This is a genomic window from Acinetobacter sp. ANC 4218, from assembly GCF_002135245.1.
Classification (GTDB): Bacteria; Pseudomonadota; Gammaproteobacteria; order Pseudomonadales; family Moraxellaceae; genus Acinetobacter.
In genome coordinates this window covers 73,912-93,139 of record NZ_NEGD01000015.1, presented here as the reverse complement: position 1 = coordinate 93,139, position 19,228 = coordinate 73,912, and the positions used below count along the sequence as shown (strand labels likewise).

General features: G+C 39.6%; 18 protein-coding genes, 1 rRNA gene, 1 pseudogene and 1 riboswitch. Of the genes and pseudogenes, 9 read left to right on the top strand and 11 right to left on the bottom strand.

All coding sequences use genetic code 11. The features are described 5' to 3' along the window. Positions 1-79: 79 nt before the first annotated feature. Positions 80-194 (top strand): 5S ribosomal RNA (rrf, locus tag B9T38_RS14345). A 269-nt stretch (positions 195-463) separates the two neighbouring features. Here the strand turns inward: rrf and B9T38_RS14340 are convergent. From B9T38_RS14340 to B9T38_RS14310, 7 genes and pseudogenes are all read right to left on the bottom strand, one after another. Further along, positions 464-1,045 (bottom strand): lytic transglycosylase domain-containing protein, encoded by a 582-nt coding sequence (locus B9T38_RS14340; RefSeq protein WP_086197443.1) that lies wholly within the window; start codon positions 1,043-1,045, stop codon positions 464-466. 201 nt (positions 1,046-1,246) lie between these two features. Then, the gene (locus B9T38_RS14335) at positions 1,247-1,789 is read right to left on the bottom strand and encodes a type 1 glutamine amidotransferase domain-containing protein (protein WP_086197442.1); all 543 of its coding nucleotides are present in this window, start codon (positions 1,787-1,789) and stop codon (positions 1,247-1,249) included. 365 nt (positions 1,790-2,154) lie between these two features. After that, positions 2,155-2,640: a GNAT family N-acetyltransferase gene (locus tag B9T38_RS14330; protein ID WP_086197441.1), complete on the bottom strand. Its 486-nt coding sequence runs from the start codon at positions 2,638-2,640 to the stop codon at positions 2,155-2,157. A gap of 102 nt (positions 2,641-2,742) precedes the next feature. Beyond that, positions 2,743-3,942 carry an acyl-CoA dehydrogenase family protein gene (locus B9T38_RS14325; protein ID WP_086197440.1) on the bottom strand — a complete coding sequence of 400 codons (1,200 nt, stop codon included), beginning with the start codon at positions 3,940-3,942 and terminating at the stop codon, positions 2,743-2,745. A 24-nt stretch (positions 3,943-3,966) separates the two neighbouring features. After that, positions 3,967-5,253: pseudogene (locus B9T38_RS14320) on the bottom strand (acyl-CoA dehydrogenase family protein). A gap of 235 nt (positions 5,254-5,488) precedes the next feature. After that, a complete protein-coding gene (locus tag B9T38_RS14315) occupies positions 5,489-6,862 on the bottom strand; it encodes an ABC1 kinase family protein (RefSeq protein WP_086197439.1) in 1,374 nt (457 codons plus the stop codon). A 200-nt stretch (positions 6,863-7,062) separates the two neighbouring features. Continuing rightward, on the bottom strand, positions 7,063-7,368 hold the full coding sequence (locus B9T38_RS14310) for a hypothetical protein (RefSeq protein WP_086197438.1): 306 nt from the start codon (positions 7,366-7,368) through the stop codon (positions 7,063-7,065). Between the two features lie 201 nt (positions 7,369-7,569). On the opposite strand from B9T38_RS14310, the gene B9T38_RS14305 reads away from it, so the two are divergent. The 6 genes from B9T38_RS14305 to B9T38_RS14280 all read left to right on the top strand — a co-directional run bounded on the left by B9T38_RS14305 (position 7,570) and on the right by B9T38_RS14280 (position 13,333). Further along, entirely contained in the window at positions 7,570-7,935 is a 366-nt protein-coding gene (locus B9T38_RS14305) for a lysozyme inhibitor LprI family protein (protein WP_086197437.1), read from the top strand. A gap of 103 nt (positions 7,936-8,038) precedes the next feature. Further along, positions 8,039-9,049 carry a 50S ribosomal protein L3 N(5)-glutamine methyltransferase gene (gene prmB / locus B9T38_RS14300; RefSeq protein WP_086197436.1) on the top strand — a complete coding sequence of 337 codons (1,011 nt, stop codon included), beginning with the start codon at positions 8,039-8,041 and terminating at the stop codon, positions 9,047-9,049. A 12-nt stretch (positions 9,050-9,061) separates the two neighbouring features. Further along, entirely contained in the window at positions 9,062-10,156 is a 1,095-nt protein-coding gene (aroC, locus tag B9T38_RS14295; protein ID WP_086197435.1) for a chorismate synthase, read from the top strand. A 218-nt stretch (positions 10,157-10,374) separates the two neighbouring features. Further along, the gene (locus B9T38_RS14290) at positions 10,375-10,920 is read left to right on the top strand and encodes a GNAT family N-acetyltransferase (protein WP_086197434.1); all 546 of its coding nucleotides are present in this window, start codon (positions 10,375-10,377) and stop codon (positions 10,918-10,920) included. 175 nt (positions 10,921-11,095) lie between these two features. Further along, positions 11,096-11,185: riboswitch (glycine riboswitch) on the top strand. Between the two features lie 148 nt (positions 11,186-11,333). After that, a complete protein-coding gene (locus tag B9T38_RS14285) occupies positions 11,334-12,578 on the top strand; it encodes a D-amino acid dehydrogenase (protein ID WP_086197433.1) in 1,245 nt (414 codons plus the stop codon). Between the two features lie 110 nt (positions 12,579-12,688). Then, entirely contained in the window at positions 12,689-13,333 is a 645-nt protein-coding gene (locus tag B9T38_RS14280) for a flagellar biosynthesis protein (protein ID WP_086197432.1), read from the top strand. A 68-nt stretch (positions 13,334-13,401) separates the two neighbouring features. Here the strand turns inward: B9T38_RS14280 and B9T38_RS14275 are convergent, their stop codons facing one another. Continuing rightward, a complete protein-coding gene (locus B9T38_RS14275) occupies positions 13,402-14,052 on the bottom strand; it encodes an A1S_1983 family putative colistin resistance protein (protein WP_086197431.1) in 651 nt (216 codons plus the stop codon). Between the two features lie 99 nt (positions 14,053-14,151). Between B9T38_RS14275 and ispF the strand changes: the two genes are divergently transcribed. Further along, positions 14,152-14,643 (top strand): 2-C-methyl-D-erythritol 2,4-cyclodiphosphate synthase, encoded by a 492-nt coding sequence (gene ispF / locus B9T38_RS14270; RefSeq protein WP_086197430.1) that lies wholly within the window; start codon positions 14,152-14,154, stop codon positions 14,641-14,643. On the opposite strand, the gene B9T38_RS14265 is transcribed toward ispF, so the two are convergent. From B9T38_RS14265 to B9T38_RS14255, 3 genes are all read right to left on the bottom strand, one after another. Continuing rightward, on the bottom strand, positions 14,631-15,155 hold the full coding sequence (locus B9T38_RS14265; RefSeq protein WP_086197429.1) for a protein tyrosine phosphatase family protein: 525 nt from the start codon (positions 15,153-15,155) through the stop codon (positions 14,631-14,633). The two genes, ispF and B9T38_RS14265, sit on opposite strands and share 13 nt — an antisense overlap. A gap of 62 nt (positions 15,156-15,217) precedes the next feature. Beyond that, positions 15,218-16,309 carry a 3-deoxy-7-phosphoheptulonate synthase gene (locus tag B9T38_RS14260; protein WP_143222737.1) on the bottom strand — a complete coding sequence of 364 codons (1,092 nt, stop codon included), beginning with the start codon at positions 16,307-16,309 and terminating at the stop codon, positions 15,218-15,220. 127 nt (positions 16,310-16,436) lie between these two features. Further along, complete coding sequence (locus B9T38_RS14255; protein ID WP_086197427.1) at positions 16,437-17,327, bottom strand: sulfite exporter TauE/SafE family protein; 891 nt, start codon at positions 17,325-17,327, stop codon at positions 16,437-16,439. Between the two features lie 704 nt (positions 17,328-18,031). Here B9T38_RS14255 and lpxB point away from each other — a divergent pair. Further along, the gene (lpxB, locus tag B9T38_RS14250; protein ID WP_086197426.1) at positions 18,032-19,225 is read left to right on the top strand and encodes a lipid-A-disaccharide synthase; all 1,194 of its coding nucleotides are present in this window, start codon (positions 18,032-18,034) and stop codon (positions 19,223-19,225) included. Positions 19,226-19,228: the final 3 nt, after the last annotated feature.

The following is a 19,228-nucleotide window of genomic DNA, read 5'->3' as shown; positions in this document are numbered from 1 at the left end:
AGATATACCTGTTAATGAATTCTATTTGACCAAGCATTGGCATCTAAATAAGACCAAACGCAAAGTCATAAACAGTTGTGCTGGCGACCATAGCAAGAGTGAACCACCTGATCCCTTCCCGAACTCAGAAGTGAAACCTCTTAGCGCTGATGGTAGTGTGGGATTACCCATGTGAGAGTAAGTCATCGCCAGCTCATTATTCCTAAAAAGCCCCTGCATAAAGCAGGGGCTTTTTTTATGCGGGGAATAAGGTATATTCTTTTTAAGTAAAACTTATAGTAGTTGAGCAGATAATGTTAGATCATACTTTATTGTATCTATATGAAAAAATTGAAAATAAATTGTTAGATTCAAAAATAATATCTGCAACTTTCTCATAATTTAATCCCTGTTGCACTTCATTTGAGAATCTAGGAAATAATAAAAAAGCCCCAAAACTGGGCTTCGAATAACAATTTAGCGTTTATAAAGCATTTTTTAGATTCTTTTGATGTTGCTTTACCTGTTTAGCATACCGTTTACCTTGTTTACGCATTTTACGATTATTCTCATAACCTGACGGACCTACATTATAATAGGCAAGTGCCTTCTTCCAGTTACCGGATGATTGATTATATTTAGAAAGAATATAAGTCCCACATTGGATATTACTGCTTTCATTGTATAAGTCACCTGGACAAGTTTGTTGCCAATAACGTGGAATGACTTGGGTTAATCCGACCGCCCCAGCAGGCGAAATTACAGAGTTTCTATAGCTTGATTCCTGTCGAATCATCGCAGCCAATAATATTGGATCTACATTATATTTGTCTGCGCTTTGAATAATCATGGGAGAAACGCGGTTTGCAGTAGCTGGTTCAACTGAATAGGCTTTTTGTATACCTGTAGATAATTTTTCAGATCGTTTAGCAATTGAATTACTATTTAAAGAAGTACACCCGACAAAAGTGAGAGTAGTAACAATGATAGCTACGGATTTAAATGTAAATAAATGATAGTTAGATTTTTTTGAGGATAAATATGAGAAATGCTGTGTAAAAAACAAAGTCAAAAACCCAAAGTAAAATTTTATTGCAGTTATGCTAGTGGGCTGAATAGGATGAGTCAAGCACTGACATTTTGATGGATTAGATCAATGTGATAAATATTTCTCTGATCTCAATTTATAATTCAAAATAATTCAATTATTTAAATCATAAACAAATTGTCCCATTAATTGAATGAGACTTTTCACTTAAAAATATTTTTAATGATCTAGTTCCTGCAAAATTGCCTGATTAAATGCAGGAATATCATCTGGAGATCGTGATGTGATTAAAGGCCAATTATTGGTATTGCATCGATGTACTTCTTCATCTAACCATTTGGCACCCGCATTTTCCAAATCTAACCGGATACTTTTATAAGAGGTTAAATTTTTATCTTTAATTCGCTGTGCATTGATTAAGGTCAAAGGGCCATGGCAAATAGCAGCAATCGGTTTGGCATTATCGGTAAAGTGCTGAATAATTTTATGAGCATCTTCATTTAAGCGTAGTGTATCAGTATTTACTGTCCCTCCTGGGATGACTAAAATATCATAATCTTCTGGAGAGACTTTAGCCAAAGTTGTTTGTGGAGTGTAAGCCATTGCATGTTCTTTATCTTTCTTGACAGTTTGGACATCTTTTTGCTCTTCTGCAGCATGAATGACTTCAATTCCTTTAGATTGTAGAAATTCAAGGGGTTTGATCAGTTCATCTTGTTCAACACCGATATTGGAAGTTATGAATAATGCTTTTTTAGTCATGTTAATGATCCTGAATCATTTAGATAAGCTTTGACATTAACAAAACGACTCAATGAAGCTGTACAATTTTTGGCTTATTCTTGTTAAGGTTTGAAAATATTAAAAAATAAGCCTCATAGCTAGATGAGGCTTATTTTATCTTATGAGGGTGATTAACTTCTTGCTTATATCGTTTATTCTTTTTATTAAGGAAACTTCATGTTTCCTGATGCTTTTAGCATAAATTTATGACTCGATATGCTGTAGAAGTTAATAAATATTTTCAGTTTAAGTCAAAGTAGATAACAAGATATTAATTAAATCTTAATAACCCTGATGAGTTAAATGAATATGACTTTTTATATAAAACAATAAAATAAGACCGATTATAGTTGTTTTGCCATCCAGATTTCACAGGCATGGCTATGTCCGGTGTTTCCCTTAGGTTGATCTAAATATTGAAAACCTGATTTTTCATAGAGTTTCACTGCTTGCCAAAGTTCCTTGGTGGTTTCCAGATAACATGATTGAAAACCATGCAGCTGTGTAAACTGAAAGGCTTTTGCTAAAAGTTGTTTGGCGAAACCTAAGCCTCGAACTTCAGGTAAAAAGTACATTTTCTGAATTTCTAAAATTGTAGAATCACCCTTTAAAGGTGATAAGCCACCGCCACCCAGAATTTTACCCTGTTGATTTTCAATTACCCAGTATTGGGCATTTGATTGCTGATAAACTGTATATAAATCATCTAAAATAGGATCGGCTACAGCAAAACCAGATTCAGGAGCAAGGCCAAATTCTTTAGAAACTTCACTAATAACCTGTGCAATTTCAGCATTGTCTTGGGGTTGAATAGGTCTGATCTGGTACATAAAACTCAATGAATAAAATAAAAGGAGATTGATTTTTATAACGCGATATCTAATAAAAATCCATCTTTTGTCCGGTTTTATGCGTAGAAAAAAGCGACAAATTTATTTTAATTCACTGGAATTTTTGCCTAACTCACGTCGAGCAATAATCAGTTGCTGAATTTGTTGAGTACCTTCAAAAATATCAAGAATTTTTGAGTCACGTGCCCATTTCTCTAACAATTCCTCTTCGTTATAGCCCACGCTTGCTGCAAGTTCGACACATTTTAAGGTAATTTCATTACAGATACGACCAGCTTTGGCTTTTGAAATGGAGGCTTCACGTGAGTTTGGTTTTTTATTATCTGCCATCCAGGCTGCTTTCATGGTGAGTAAACGAGCAGCTTCCCATTCTGCTTCCATGCGGTAAATCTGCGCAGCAATATGCGAGGTCTGTAGATAGGGAGTCTTGTAATTTTCATCTAACTGATCTTTGAAAATTTCCTTAACTCTTTCCAGAGATGCTTTGGCACATCCCACCGCCATGGCTGCGACCAATGGACGGGTATTGTCGAAAGTTTCCATGACACCTGCAAAACCTTTAGTAATATCAATTTCAGCATGACCCAACAGATTTTCTGCAGGTACACGGCAGTCAATAAAGCTGATCACAGCTGTATCGGATGCTTTTATGCCCAGTTTATGTTCAAGACGTTCAACTTTCATTCCAGGCGTTCCTTTAGGAACGACAAAGGATTTAATTGCAGCACGGCCGAGTTTCTTGTTCAATGTTGCCCAGACCACTACAGCATCGGCACGCTCACCCGAGGTTACGAAAATTTTTTCACCATTTAAGATGTAATGGTCACCGTCTTTTGTCGCTGTAGTTCGAATAGCGGCAGAGTCTGAACCACAGCCGGGTTCCGTAATGGCCATGGCCGCCCATGTGTCTTTAAAGCACTCCAGCTGTTCATCATTGGCAACGGCTGCAATCGCCGAATTACCTAAACCTTGACGCGGCATGCTGAGCAATAAACCGGTATCGCCATAGCACATTTCGATTACGCCAAGTACCGTAGACATATTGACGCCATTTTTGTTGCCTGAATCTGCATAGCCACGTTTGCCCACTGCAGCACCGGCATTGATGCCTTCGCCACTATCATTCATGCCATCAATGAGTGAGGCGAACATGTTGAGTTCCTTGGGATAGCTGTGTTCGGCTTTGTCATATTTACGTGAAATGGGGCGTAGTACATTTAAAGCTGATTCATGGGCTTGATCTATCAACATTTTAAATTTTTTAGGATTTTGTAAATTCATTTTTATAACTCCTGATTTGACAGATTAAGCATGTAAGCCTGAATACAAAATTGCAGTAGCACGTAAATCACGATACCAACGCTCAACTGGATGTTCTTTGGTAAAGCCATGGCCACCCAAAATTTGCACACCATCAGTACCAATTTTCATGGATTTTTCAGCACAAAGTAGACGTGCTAGATAAGCCTCACGATGGAAGGGTTTTCCTGCTTCAGCCAGGCTGGCCGCATTTAAAATCAGCATGCGCATGGCATCAATTTCAATGGCCATATCCGCAATCATAAAGGCGACACTTTGGCGATGTGAAATAGGTTCACCAAATGCAGTACGTTCATTGGCATATTGAATACAGTAAGCTTTGACTGCTTCACATGTGCCAACCGCCATAGCACACTACATTAAGTTTCCCAGATCTAAAAATGCCAGATAATCAAAGTCATCATCACCTAACAGTTCAGCAGGTGTATTATGGAATTTTAAGCTAACGGTTTCGGTTGCCTTTAGACCCATAGCCGGACTTTTTTGAGCCGTAATACTGAGATCACGTTTAACAATAAATACTTCTGGCGAGCCATTGAGCTCAGCATTAACCAGAAACATATCTGCAGTTTTACCTAAAATCACCAAGGTTTTTTCGCCATTAATATAGTATTGCCCATTGATTGAACTGGCTTGGGTTTTTAATTTCAGTGGATTAAATGCAGGAGTGGCTTCCTGGATGGCAAAGGTGGCGTGTATCTCTGCATCATTTGCAAAACTGGACAAATAGGTCGCCTGAACTTTTTCAGAACCCCATTGTGTAATGGCATTAATCACGCTAAAGGTTGAAAGTAATCCGGCAGTTAAGCTGAAATCACCTTTGGCCAAATGTTCTGCAATCAAAATATTGCTTAAAATATTTTTTTCGGTGGCCACTCCACCCAAGGCTTCAGGCAAAGCATAGTAATTTAGTCCTAAGTCTGTTGCATGTTGCCAAAGCGTTGCAGGAAATTGTTCGTTATTATCTGCCTGAGCTGCCAGTGGATAAAGCACTTCGGATGCAAACTGATCCATGGCATCACAACTCATTTGTTGTTCTTCAGTCAAACTTAAATCAAAGAGTGATTTCGGTTGATTGGGCAAACGTTGCTTACTGACATCGGAGCTGGCTTTAAAAACTTTTTGGGTTTTGTTTAAGGTTTTAAAACCCATTTTTGAACTTTGATAGAGAGATTTTTCCAGAAATTTACGCAGTTTGAATTGATCAAGTACATCGCTACCCGCAATTCGAGTAATGAGTGATAGCCCAAGTCCTTGCGCCTTGTTTACTATATTGGTCATTTTTGTCGTCCATCGATTTTCGATTCTTTATATTTTTATGCTGACATGTGAATATCGAAATGACTATGTCATCGCTGACAATTAAAATTGACTTGGATAAACGGTTAAAAATTAGTTCAAATTTGATTAAATTATTGAATATTATTTATTTTATTATAAGTAAAACTTGGTATGAAAAATGAAAATTGACTAGAATGACAAGACATCATTCTAGTCTTTACACAGCTTATAGAAAATTCGCCACCATTTTCCGTACATTAGTTTTTGCATCAATGACGGTCATGAAGGTATAAGCACCAATGAATTTGCGGCTAATAAACATAAACTCTTTAGGTGGCACACTGAAATAACGCGACGCCATCGATTTGGAAGCACGTTGCATGACACGGCTATGAAGCTGGCTTTTTTTCCAGTCATAGCGCTGATTTGCATCCATCACACCTTCAGGCAAGTCTGGATTATTCATAATGCTGCTAAAGGCTTCGGTGGCTAATAAAAACACTTTAGCCATATCTGGCTTGATACTTTGCGGAATGGAATCAAAAAATTCATAGCCAGTCATGGCATGAACCATTTCATCGATATTGTGATCATAACCAGCTTTAATCAGGTTGCGGGCGACTTTCAGCAAATGTTCATCAAACTGGCGGATGGCCCCGAAATCAAGTAATACAATCTTGTCTTGAACTTCTGCACCATCTCCCAAGCGGACCAGATAATTGCCAAAATTTGGATCGGTCTGCATTTCACCCCATTCAAAGATCTCACGAACGGCAATCTCGAGAGAGGCCTCACCTAATTGGTTACGACGTTCTTGAGGAAGAGAGAGCATGACCGGGCTGTTGATCGGCACTCCACGCTCAAAAGTCATGCACAGCACTTGATCGGTACAATATTCATCCACAATTTGTGGGACGATATAACGAGAATCATCTTTTAAACGTTCGGCAAAACGGCGAGTGGTCGCGGCTTCAATCTTGTAATTGACTTCACGATGCATCATTTCACGAACTTCATCAAACCACTGATCAAACTCACGGGTTTGCGGCACCATACGGGTCAGTTTGAGCATGTTTCTAAATAGGCTCATATCTGAATCAATTGCATCTGCCACGCCCGGATACTGAATCTTTAATACAATTTCCAAACCATCTGAGTTGCGTGTGGCGCGGTGTACCTGGGCTAAAGAGGCTGTGCCCAAAGGTTCACGGTCTATGGTCAAATCATGCAGTTTAGAGCCGAGTTGTTGTTCCAGTTGTTGTTTGATGGCCGGCCATGCAAGTGCAACAGTCTGATTGTTTAAGGTATTTAAAGCTTGGGTAATTTCTTCAGGTAAAAAATGTTCGCCATAGAGTGCCATCATTTGCCCGATTTTCACAATCGAGCCTTTCAATTTGCCGATTTCAGAAACTAGATAATCAGCTTGTTCCTTCATGGCTTTTTTACGTTTTTTTTCTTTTTCTGCTTCGCTTGAAAATATGGTGGTTGCACTTGATGCAGCCCAACGCGTTCCTGCGAGTAATGATGCTTTAGCGATAGATAAGCGTCGATCCATGGAAGAGGTTTTAAGTTGTTTAAGCTTATCGTTCTGATCTGACATTAAACAAAATCCTTTAATCAGCAAGTCGCAGAATATTTAATTGTAACGGATATTACCGTTTATTCACGTATTAAAAAAGTTCAACATGCTGAATGGAGAGTAAATATGTTTAATTTAATTTATTTTCCATCAAAATATAATAGACTGCTTAACTAAAATCGTTATTCAGATGGACTCAAGCTTCAATGCTGGGCTGGTATTTACATCCGAAATTGAATTTTGATATCACCTTTTTGCTGTAACAATTTTTTATTGTCTTGAATGTATTTAAAAATCATGGCTTGAACCGTGTCATGCTGAAAACCTAGTGCATAACCTTTAACAATAACGATACTCGGTAAACTAAAAAACAGATATTTGGCATCATCTTCTGATGGGCTGCTATGAATTGCCTGTTTCAGTAGTGTTTGTTGAAAGAATTTTTTTTCCCTCTGTACCTGTACAGAATTGGTATCATTCCAGTAGTTTTCACGCATCGCCATTAAATTATTGTGCTTGTAGCTCATAACAATAAAAATATTTTGTAGAAAAAGAATTGAAAATATATGGGGCTATTTTAGCCAGATTCAATATGCAATATGAATGATCTTTTTTAAGTTGGGGGATAAATGATCGAGTTATAGGAATTTGCACATGATTGATGTAGTATCACGACATAAACACAATAATAGTATTTGATATTAAGTCTTTTAGGGCAGGGGAATATTATGCGATTGGCAATATCAGTGATGCTGAGTCTGACTGCTTTCTGGTCAAATTCAGTTTTAGCTCAAGGCTATTCTGACGAATATAATAAATGTCTCAACACTTCTTATGGTGAAATTGGAACAATCAAAAAGTGTGTCGAAAAAGAACTGAAAAATCAGGAAAAACTTTTAAATAAAGCTTATAAAGGCTATATAAATAAGAATGTGGTTAATCAAAGTAGTATCGAACAACAGCATAAACTTTGGCTTAACCGTGTAGATCAAAAATGTTATTTAAAAGTAACGTCTGCCTATATGGCCGTTAAACAATTCAAGTGTGTACTCGAAATGACAATCGAGCGTACTTACTATTACCAGACTAAATAAATTCACCCTAGATATTTGTTTTTAATCTGGTCGAAACATTATAAAACCCCACAAAACAAGGTATCATAAGGCGTTTTAAAAATTGACCTTGGAGATGCCTTAAGTGGATCAACTGACTATTAGCCCTGAACATTTACAGGAAGCCGCTGAAAACCTAAGCACAATTCGCGATTTTATCCGTTTTGGTGTTTCAGCTCTACGTCAATACGATGCACACTTAGGTCAAGGTACAGAAGATTTTTTTGCTGAAAGTTCGGCTTTGGTTCTGCAAACACTGGCATTGGACTGGAATGCCAACCCGGAAATTTTAGATGCGAAATTGCTGCCAAGTGAAAAAGCAGAATTTATCAGCTTGCTGGAACGCCGCATTAACGAGAAAGTGCCAACCTCTTATTTATTAAATCTGGCTTATTTCTGTGGCAAACCGTTTTATGTCGATGAACGTGTACTGATTCCACGTTCACCAATTGCTGAATTGATTAATCAGCGCTTTGCACCTTACTGCCTGGATGAACATGGTCAGATGCGTGAAGCTTTAAACAATCTTCCGGAAAATGAGCATCCGCAAACACCGCGTCGTATTTTAGACATGTGTACCGGTTCAGGCTGTATTGCAATCGCTCTGGCTTATGCATTCCCGGAATCTGAAGTGGATGCCACCGATATTTCTAAAGAAGCTTTAGAAGTGGCTTCTATTAACGCTGAACATCACAATATGCAATATCAGGTTGCATTGATGGAATCGGACTTATTTGCAAAAATTCCTGCTGAGAATCAATATGATTTAATCGTATCTAATCCTCCGTATGTGGATGCAGAAGATATGGCGGATTTACCTGCGGAATTCTTGCATGAACCTGAGCTTGCACTTGCAGCAGGTCAGGATGGTCTGGATCTGGTGCGTAAAATGTTAGCACAAGCAGCAGATTACTTGACTGAAGATGGCTTAATTGTCATTGAAGTGGGTAATTCTGAATGGGCGATGAAACAGAACTTTAATACTGTAGATTTCCACTGGTTAACTTTCCAAAACGGTGGTTCAGGGATTTTTGCTTTGACAGCAGAGCAATGCCGTAAATACCGTGATTTATTTGTACAATCTGTTCAAGCATAAGGAGTTGTCAACATGGCGGGTAATAGTATTGGACAACTGTTCCGTGTAACGACTTGCGGTGAATCTCATGGCGTTGGCCTGATGGCGATTGTCGATGGTGTACCGCCAGGGATCGAACTGACTGAAGCAGATTTACAAAAAGATTTAGACCGCCGTAAACCGGGGACTTCTAAATTCGCAACCCAGCGTAAAGAACCGGATGAAGTCGAAATCATTTCCGGTGTCTTTGAAGGTAAAACCACAGGTACATCGATTGGTTTACTGATTCGCAATACCGACCAGAAATCTAAAGATTATGGCAATATTGCGCAAACATTCCGCCCAGGTCATGCTGACTATACCTATACCCAAAAGTATGGTTTCCGTGACTACCGTGGCGGTGGTCGTTCAAGCGCACGTGAAACGGCTATGCGTGTAGCTGCGGGTGCCATTGCCAAGAAATTCTTGTTTGAAAAATTTGGTATTGAAATCCGCGGTCACGTGACCCAGATTGGCACTGAAAAAGCTGAAAAACTGGATTGGAATGAAGTTCCAAATAATCCATTCTTCTGTGGTGATGTGGATGCCGTACCACGTTTTGAAGCTTTAGTTACTTCATTACGTGAACAAGGTACCAGCTGCGGTGCGAAGCTGGAAATTCTTGCCGAGAATGTGCCTGTGGGTTGGGGTGAGCCGGTATTTGACCGTCTGGATGCAGATATTGCGCATGCCATGATGTCTATTAATGCTGTTAAAGGCGTTGAAATTGGTGATGGTTTTGCGGTTGCTGAACAGTTTGGTCATGAATCACGTGATGAATTGACCACAGCTGGCTTCCTGGCAAATCATGCTGGCGGCATTCTGGGTGGAATCTCAAGTGGACAAACCATTCGTGTTGCAATTGCGCTGAAACCAACTGCAAGTATTACCACTCCGGGTAAAACCATTAATATCGATCGTGAAGATACCGATGTATTGACCAAAGGCCGTCATGACCCGTGTGTAGGCGTGCGTGCAACTCCGATTGCTGAAGCGATGTTTGCCATTGTACTCATGGATCACTTCATGCGTCATCGTGCCCAGAATGCCGATGTGGTTGCACCATTTGCTCCGATTGAGCCTAAGTGAAGAGCAAAGCACTGCTTTGCTCGAACGCAGTGGGTGTGAATAGCGTCAGCTATGAACTATAAATAGAAACAAAGCATTGCTTTGCCCGAATGCAGTAAGTGATGAGCTTTTATGATTCAATAAAAAACCAGACATTAAATCTGGTTTTTTTATTGCCTGATTTTTTATCTATTATTTGTGGTAATTTATTTCTATGAAACAGACATTTTTAGAAAAAAATGAAAGCATTAAAATATAGACTGGCAAATGCCAATGATGTTGAAACTCTTGTTGCGTTGATCAATCAGGCTTATCGTACCAATACAGGTTCTAGCTGGACCAGTGAGCAGCATATTATTGCTGGAGACAGGGTTAATGCCCAGCAGCTAAAGCAAACCTTGGCACAAGAGAATTTTTATCTGTATATAGCTGAAGTTATAGAAGATGGGAAAATGCATTTAGTGGCATGTATTGGCTTAACTTTTCAGCAGAATAGTGTGGAAATAGGCACTTTTTGTGTAGCTTCAGCTTGGCAAAATCAGGGTATTGGCAAACATGTTTTAAAATATGCTGAGAAAATGGCAGTAGAACACTGTCCTACATTAAGTCATTATGAAATGTGGGTGCTGGATAGCAGAACAGAGCTTATTCAATATTATGCACGGTGTGGCTATGCTAAAACGCAGCATACCGAACCTTATCCCATTCATGCCAATGTAGGACAACCCTTGATTGATTTGCAATTACAACAGATGTCAAAGCCGGTGCTCAGTGGTATAAGTTAAGCAATCAAAACAGTACATAACCTTAAAATAATAGCCTAAGCTATATCATTTAACTAAACTGGTTTGAATTTCAAGTATTTGAAAAATATGTCTATTCATAGTGTGATAACTGTGCTTAACAAATCAATCAATTTAGTGCTCGCACATGGTATAAAAATTGCTCATATTAATATAAATAATTATTGCAGGAGAGATGTTCTTCTGTGAACAGGCCGAAGGAGCAACGACCCCGGAAACTCTCAGGCAAAAGGACTGTAATAATTTCAAAAATCTGGAGAGAAGCATAGAAAAATATATGCTCACCGAAGGGGATGGTCGGCGTTATTGATTATAACGATGTGATCGAAGCTCTCAGGTAACCATGACAGATGGGGCGCATAGAAATGTAGATCTACATTTCCAAGGAGTGTGCTATGTGTCATATTGTTGTGATTGGATCAGGTATTACGGGTGTTACCACTGCCTACGAGCTCGCCAATTTAGGCTATAAAGTCACGGTTTTGGATAAGCATTTGTATCCTGCCATGGAAACTTCATTTGCCAATGGCGGACAACTTTCCGCCTGTAACGCAGAAGTCTGGAATCAAAAAGCCACCGTACTCAAAGGTATTAAGTGGATGTCGAATAAAAATGCACCATTATTACTCAACCCATCTTTTGATCTGCATAAATATGGCTGGTTAATGGAGTTTCTATGTAATATTAAACGTTATGAAACCAATACTCGTGATACCGTTAAAATGGCACTTTTAGCGCGTGAGCGCTTATTTGCAGTTGCTGAAAAAGAAAATATTCAGTTCAATCTGGAAAAACGCGGCATTTTGCATTTTTACCACACCAAATTAGATTATGAGATCGCCACCAAAGTGAATGATCTGCTGATCAAGGGTGGACTGGAAAGAATGGCAGTTACTCCTGCAGAAATCCAAGCCATAGAACCAAGCTTGAAAGGTGAATATTATGGCGGTTTTTATTGTCCGGGAGACGCGACAGGCGATATCCATAAATTCACCAAAGGTCTGGCTGAAGCCTCTGAAAAGTATGGAGTAAAATACCTATTTGGTATGGAAGTCACGGATGTAAAACACCATAACAAAGGTGTCACTGTGCTTTACCATGCCAGCAATGAAAATATGCACCGGGATGCAGCTGTGGTGGAATCACTGGAAGCTGATGCCGTAGTGGTTTGTGGTGGTGTGGGAAGCTATCACTTGGCAAATTTACTGGGTGATCGGGTCAATGTCTATCCAGTGAAGGGTTATTCAATTACCCTGAATTTGAACGATGAAGAGAGTGTCAAAAATGCGCCGTGGGTAAGTTTGCTGGATGAAAGTGCAAAAATTGTGACTTCACGCTTAGGTGCTGATCGTCTGCGTGTTGCAGGTACGGCTGAATTTAATGGCTATAACCGGGATATTCGCGCAGACCGTATTCAACCGCTGACAGATTGGGTCAACAAGAATTTCAATATGAGTACTGAAAATGTTGTACCTTGGGCAGGTTTACGTCCGATGATGCCCAACATGATGCCGATGGTCAGTCGGGGTCGCCGTGAACGGGTTTTTTATAATACCGGTCATGGTCATTTAGGTTGGACTTTATCTGCAGCGACAGCGGTGATGATTAGTCAGCAAATCGCTTCACAGCATCCTGTTTGATCATATAAAAGCATGGAGTTATTGGCTTCATGCTTTTGAATATATAAAGATTCATTATTCGAAGATGGTATGATAATTTGATTTTTATCACCTTAAAATAATGGATAATTATGAATATTTTTTCAAAAATTGTATTAAGTTCAGTTTTAATTGTGGGGATGACAGGGTGTGTTTCTACCCGTGGCTTGGTATCTCTGGAATCACCAGTGAAGCAGATCAATACACAGGAAAGTGGTCTTAAAACTGCGGTTATTAAAATAGTCGAAGATAAACGTGTATTTGAAGAAAAGCCCAAACAGGCCAATATTCCTTCGCTCAAAGGTGGATTACAGCAAGCGACAGCATCAGATAAAGCGAAAGCGATTGCCCGTAAACGTAATGGTTATGGTAAAGCCATGGGGGACATTTTCTTAAGAGATGAAACGGTAGTTTCCGTGTTCGAAAAACGCATTGAATCTGCTTTGCTGCGCTCAGGCTATAAAGTTGTACCAGCAGCACAAGTTCAAAATCCAGATTTGGTGTTAATGGTTAAAGTAAACAAGTTTTGGTCATGGATGCAACCCGGCTTTTCATACATTACCTTGAATACTGAAATTGAAACTGAAATTTATGATGCCAATAGCACTAAACAGCCTATTCGTACTTACACAAAAATATCCAAACCAACGGCAATGGCGACTGGCTCGCGTTGGATTGCAACCATGAATGAAGCTTTAAATGATTATGAAAGCCGTCTAGTTGATCAGTTGAAGTAATTTAGTTCTTTAAATAAAAAGACAGAGGTATGATGCCTCTGTCTTTTTATTCAATAACTTCAATCTTTTTAATCATACAGCCGGTATATACCTGCAAAACGTTCACAGCCTTTTTGTTTGGTTGTAACCGATAAAAGTGCTTTATTAAAATCGAAATGGTATTTGCAATCGTGTTCGTTATCGACAATTTCACTTTTTTGATCAGCGGTGGTATAGGCTAAAAAAGGAATCGTTTGTGTTTCTAATTTATTGTTCGGGTTACGGTAGGCTACGCCCTCAATTTTAATTTTATCTTTGGTCAGTTGATGGACTTGTAAATGTACCGGTTGATGGGCAAATTGACCCTTTTCAAATTTTAAATAGTGATTGGTCAAAGTCTGGTTCAATGAGGTATAAAAATTCAGATCTTCAATGCGTATTTCAAATTGCTGCTTATAACAGTCCAGGCTTTTACATTGCTGTAAGCGCTTAAACCATAAATGGTGTGTATCTTCGAGTAAATGTACCGGCGCATCGCTGACTAAAAAAGCCGTGATATAGTGATTAGAGAGTTTTTCTCGCGATTTTGCAAAATTGTCAGCACAAATATTTTTCATTGAGGCTGTATCAGGCTGTGTACAGTCAATGTCTTGAGCATATACCATGGTTGAGCACAAACAGCCAATACTGAATAATGTGCCTAATGTTTTAATGAGATTAATATCGGTATTCACCAGCATGATCGCTTATAATTTCACTATGTTGCGCTGCTGTAACTATAGCGAAATAGAAAGCGTGAATACAACATCTCAATCATTTATTTCTTAAGGATGCTTAACGTGGTCGCACAAATTCGAATTGGTCAGGGAATGGATGTACACGCCTTTGAAGAAGGTGATTTTGTTACTTTAGCGGGGGTCAAGATTCCACATAACCAAGGCTTAAAAGCCCATTCAGATGGTGATGTGGTATTGCATGCACTCTGTGATGCATTATTGGGGGCATTGGCTCTGGGCGATATCGGACAGCATTTTCCTGACACCGATGCAAAATTTAAGGGAGCAGATAGTCGCGTTCTACTTAAACATGTCTATCAACTAATTTTAGATCGTGGTTATGTGTTAAATAATGCAGATATTACGGTCGCCTGTGAACGTCCAAAACTGGCCAAATATAATCTGGAAATGCGTCAAAGTATTGCAGATGTTCTGGATGTACATGTTACACAAATTAGCGTTAAAGCCACAACCACAGAAAAATTAGGCTTTACCGGACGTGAAGAAGGTATTTTATCGACTGCAACAGTGTTGATTTCGCATCAGGCAAAATGATCTGGATGGATCAGCGACTGCTGTAGTTCCTGGGTAGCTTTGCGACCTTGCAGTTGTAGGGCTACTGCATGGATTAAGCCGGTCCAGGTTTCATTCGGTTCCCAAATACTGTGCATCAGCTCTTGCGCAGTGGGCATGTCCATATCCATATAATATTGACGATATAAATACATCAAACTGCTGACATGGTAATTGGTGACACAATGCACCCACACCATCTGTTCCTGTACCAAATGATCAATCATATCTAATGCCAGTAAGCATTGATCATCTGAAGGGGTTTCTGGAGAAAGGGGCAGCTGAATATAGTTTAAGCCCAAATCCAGACAAATTTTATCTTCATGATCTAAATACTGCACTGCATCTGATAATCCCAGATTCACAATGGTAGTTACGCCGTATTCTTTAATCAGCTTTAGCTGTTCCGCTTTAGGCTGGGCAGAAGTGAATAGATGCTCGTGAATAAACTGGAAATTTTCGATATGACTGAGAGCATGTTCAATTTCATTCATCAGATAAAATTTTTCCTAAGGTTAAAGTAGAAACGCCATCTGGTCAGATGGCGTTTTAGCTCTTAGCGATTTGGCAAAATGTCTTTCAATGCTTCATGCATATCGAGCAGGGCTTTTTCAGTGGTTTCCCAATCGATACAGCCGTCAGTCACCGATTTGCCATATTCCAGATTGTCCAGATTTTCAGGAATATCCTGACGACCACCTTTCAGATGACTTTCAACCATAATGCCCACAATCGACTTGTTGCCATCCTGAATCTGTTCAGTAATGTTTTTCAGCACCAGCGGTTGCAGGTACGGGTCTTTGTTGGAGTTGGCATGGCTGGCATCAATCATGATCTTGTTGCTGACTTTGGCTTTTGCCAAGGCATTTTCAGCTTCTGCAACAGAACCAGCATCGTAGTTGGGCTTCCCATTACCGCCACGAAGTACTACGTGTGCGTACTGGTTACCGCTGGTACGAATGACAGAAACCTGACCCTGATCATTCAGGCCGAGGAAGCTGTGACCATGTTTCACCGACTGCATGGCATTGGTTGCAACGGTCAAGCCGCCATCAGTACCATTTTTAAAGCCTACAGGTGAAGATAAACCTGAAGACATTTCACGGTGCGTCTGGCTTTCAGTGGTACGGGCACCAATCGCTGACCATGAAATCAGGTCTTGATAATATTGTGGCGAGTTTGGATCGAGTGCTTCAGTGGCGCATGGCAATCCTTTCTCGTTCAGTTCAACCAAAAGCTGACGACCAATACGCAGACCTTTTTCAATATTGAAAGAGTCATTCATGTCAGGATCATTAATCAAACCTTTCCAGCCTACCGTGGTGCGTGGTTTTTCAAAATAGACACGCATGACGATATAAAGGCTATCTTTAACTTTTTCGCTTAAAACTTTGAGACGATCGGCATATTCATGTGCAGCCACGGTGTCATGAATTGAGCAAGGACCAATGACGACAAACAGGCGTTTGTCTTTACCATCCAAGATATTGCGAATAGTTTCACGGCCTTTAAGGACGGTTTGATAGGCTTGCTCAGTCAAAGGTAACTCTTTTTTTAATTCTGCAGGAGTTACAAGAGGCTGAATGCTTTGTACATTCACGTCGTCGATGTCAGATTGTGTAATAGGTTTTGACTGTAGTGTATTCATTGCCGTCACTGGTTCGATCATACAAAAAATTATTTCATCCCCTGAATATAACACGAATATACATTCACCATGTTATAAAAAAGATCAATATATAGGTCAAAAAAAAGTGATGAATCGTATAGTTAAATTAAACATGTGCAGTTTTTTCAATGCTGATCACTTGTGCGGTAGCCGGTTTCGCCACAGGTTTTGCCTTGACTGGATGCAGCATGAAATTCATACCTAAGGCAAACAAGGTAATGCCCAGAATCTTACGGATAATTTTTTCCGGCAAGCGGGAACTAATCAAAGTACCTACTACAATTGCAGGAATGGAACCAACCAATAACCAGCCAAGCAAGTGTAAATCGACATTACCTGAACTCATGTGCCCAAGTCCTGCAACCAAAGTCAACAATACAGCATGCACCACATCGGAACCAATAATTCGGATCATGGGTAAATTTGGGAACATCAAAACCAGTGCCATAATACCGAATGCACCAGCACCGACTGAAGATAAGGTAACGAATATTCCCAATACAATGCCCATAATCACGATATAAGCACGTTTGTCTTTGGCTTGTAAGTTAACCTTTTCCAGATCCTGCGTCATATCAACAGGTACATCTTTACGCAGCTTGTTAAAAAATTGTTCAATATGACCACGGAATACGATAGAAACACCGGTCAGGGTCAACATAAAGCCTAGGACCATGGTTAAGACAGCTTTATAGCTACTGGATTGGCTGAGATAGTTTTCTAGTACCCAATGCGTTGCAAATGAGGCAGGAATACTGCCTACAGCAAGCCAGATGACAATCGGCCAAACAATATTCATTTTTTTTGCATGAACTAAAGACCCGCAGAATTTTGAAATAGCGGCATATAGCAAGTCTGTTCCAATGGCGATATGTGGTTCGATTCTAAACAGGCTAATCAGGATAGGAGTCATTAAAGAACCGCCACCGACCCCTGTAATCCCAACGCAGAAACCAACCAAAACACCTGCTAAAATAAATTCTAATGGACCAAACATGGTTATATGCCAAATATCAAAAACGTGCATATGTTATGACTTTTTCATATAAGTCGTTGTCTTGATTATTGATTTGCTTATTCTAAAAAGAGATAAAGCGGGATTTTATTTTCTTATGTTGTGCGTTAATACTTTTGTCTGATTAAAATTAAATATTGAAAATTCAGCAGGATATGAATTCTTGAAATAGAGATCGGAATAATGGAAGTTGATTATATAGCAGTTCAACTTAGACACTATCTGGGCTACTGTTATGTGATGCATTTTCACAAAAAGTTTCGATAGCCTTTTTTATAGTGGAACTATTCATATAGGTCATATAGTCACAATTTGCAGTCTATTTTTTTCATGAAATATCCATGAAGCGATTTGTCCTTGAAAACCAGAACTGGTGGCTGCTGTAGAGCGTTATGGTTTTAAGTTGAGCTGGAACCATATATTGGGACAAAGTATAAGAGCGAAGAACTGAACATTAATGAAAAATATTAGGCTGAAAATAAAATGTTTGTTGATCTATGTCTGAAAAGATTTTAGAACTTCCTGCTGAAGCCATGTTTGTATCGAACTCAAATTTTTCCCCCAACACGGCAACTAAATTTATTGTTTTGCTATAGTTTGAAGAGATTAATGCTTAGTCATGTAAAGACAAAGGACTATGCTAAAATATTAAACTATTCAGCCGCAGGACGTATGGGGAAAAACACTTGCAAAATAGAAAACTAAAAATTGGGATGGTAGTTGGTGAGGTTTCAGGCGATACCCTTGGCGCTAAACTGATCCGTAGTTTTCGTGAGCAAGGCATAGATGCTGAATTTGAAGGCATCGGTGGTCCACAGATGATTGCTGAAGGTTTCAAAAGCTATTATCCGATGGATATTTTATCGGTCATGGGCATTGTGGAAGTTTTAAAAGATCTGAAAAAACTTTTCGCCGTGCGTGATGGTTTAGTTGATATCTGGAGCAAAGAGCCGGTGGATGTGTTTGTCGGGATTGATGCACCGGACTTTAATTTACGCTTATCTAAAAGCCTGAAACAGAAAAACTTACCGATCAAAACCGTGCAATATGTTAGCCCTTCAGTCTGGGCATGGCGTCAGGGACGGGTACATGGCATCAAAGCCAGTATTGATCTGGTACTTTGTTTATTTCCATTTGAGAAAACCTTTTATAAGAAATTTGATGTGCCAGCTGCTTTTGTCGGGCATCCATTGGCCAGTCAATTGCCTTTGCAAAACCCGCTGATTGAAGCCAAGCAAGAGCTGGGCTTGAACGTGGAACACAAGCACATTGCACTGTTACCGGGGAGTCGTCGTGGCGAAATTGAAAGACTGGGTCCTTTGGTGCTTGATGCTGCCAAAATCGTCAGTCAAAAACATCCTGAATATGTGTTTCTGATTCCTGCGATTAATGATGCACGTAAGCAGCAGATTGACGCATTGCTACAACAGTATCCTGCTGACTTGGTGGCTAAAGTCTGTTTGCTGGAAAATACTGATACGGAATCGAAAATTGGCCGTCAAGTGATGAATGCTTCCAATATTGTGGCATTGGCTTCGGGAACCGCAACTTTAGAAGCGATGTTGTTACATCGTCCGATGGTGACTTTTTATAAACTAAACTGGCTGACCTATCATTTGGTCAAATTCCTGATCAAGATTCCGTATTATTCGTTGCCGAATATCATTGCCGGGAAAAAGGTCATTCAGGAACTGATTCAGCATGATGCCACCCCTGAAAATCTGGCTGCTGAAATTGAAAAACTGATAAACGTTGAAACCGCACAAATTCAGGCCATGCAGCACATTACCATGCACAAGCAGCTGCTTTCAGGCAATAGTGAGGATCCGGTTCAGGCTATTCTGAATACCTTGAATGCAGGCACATCTGATCAAGTCTGATTT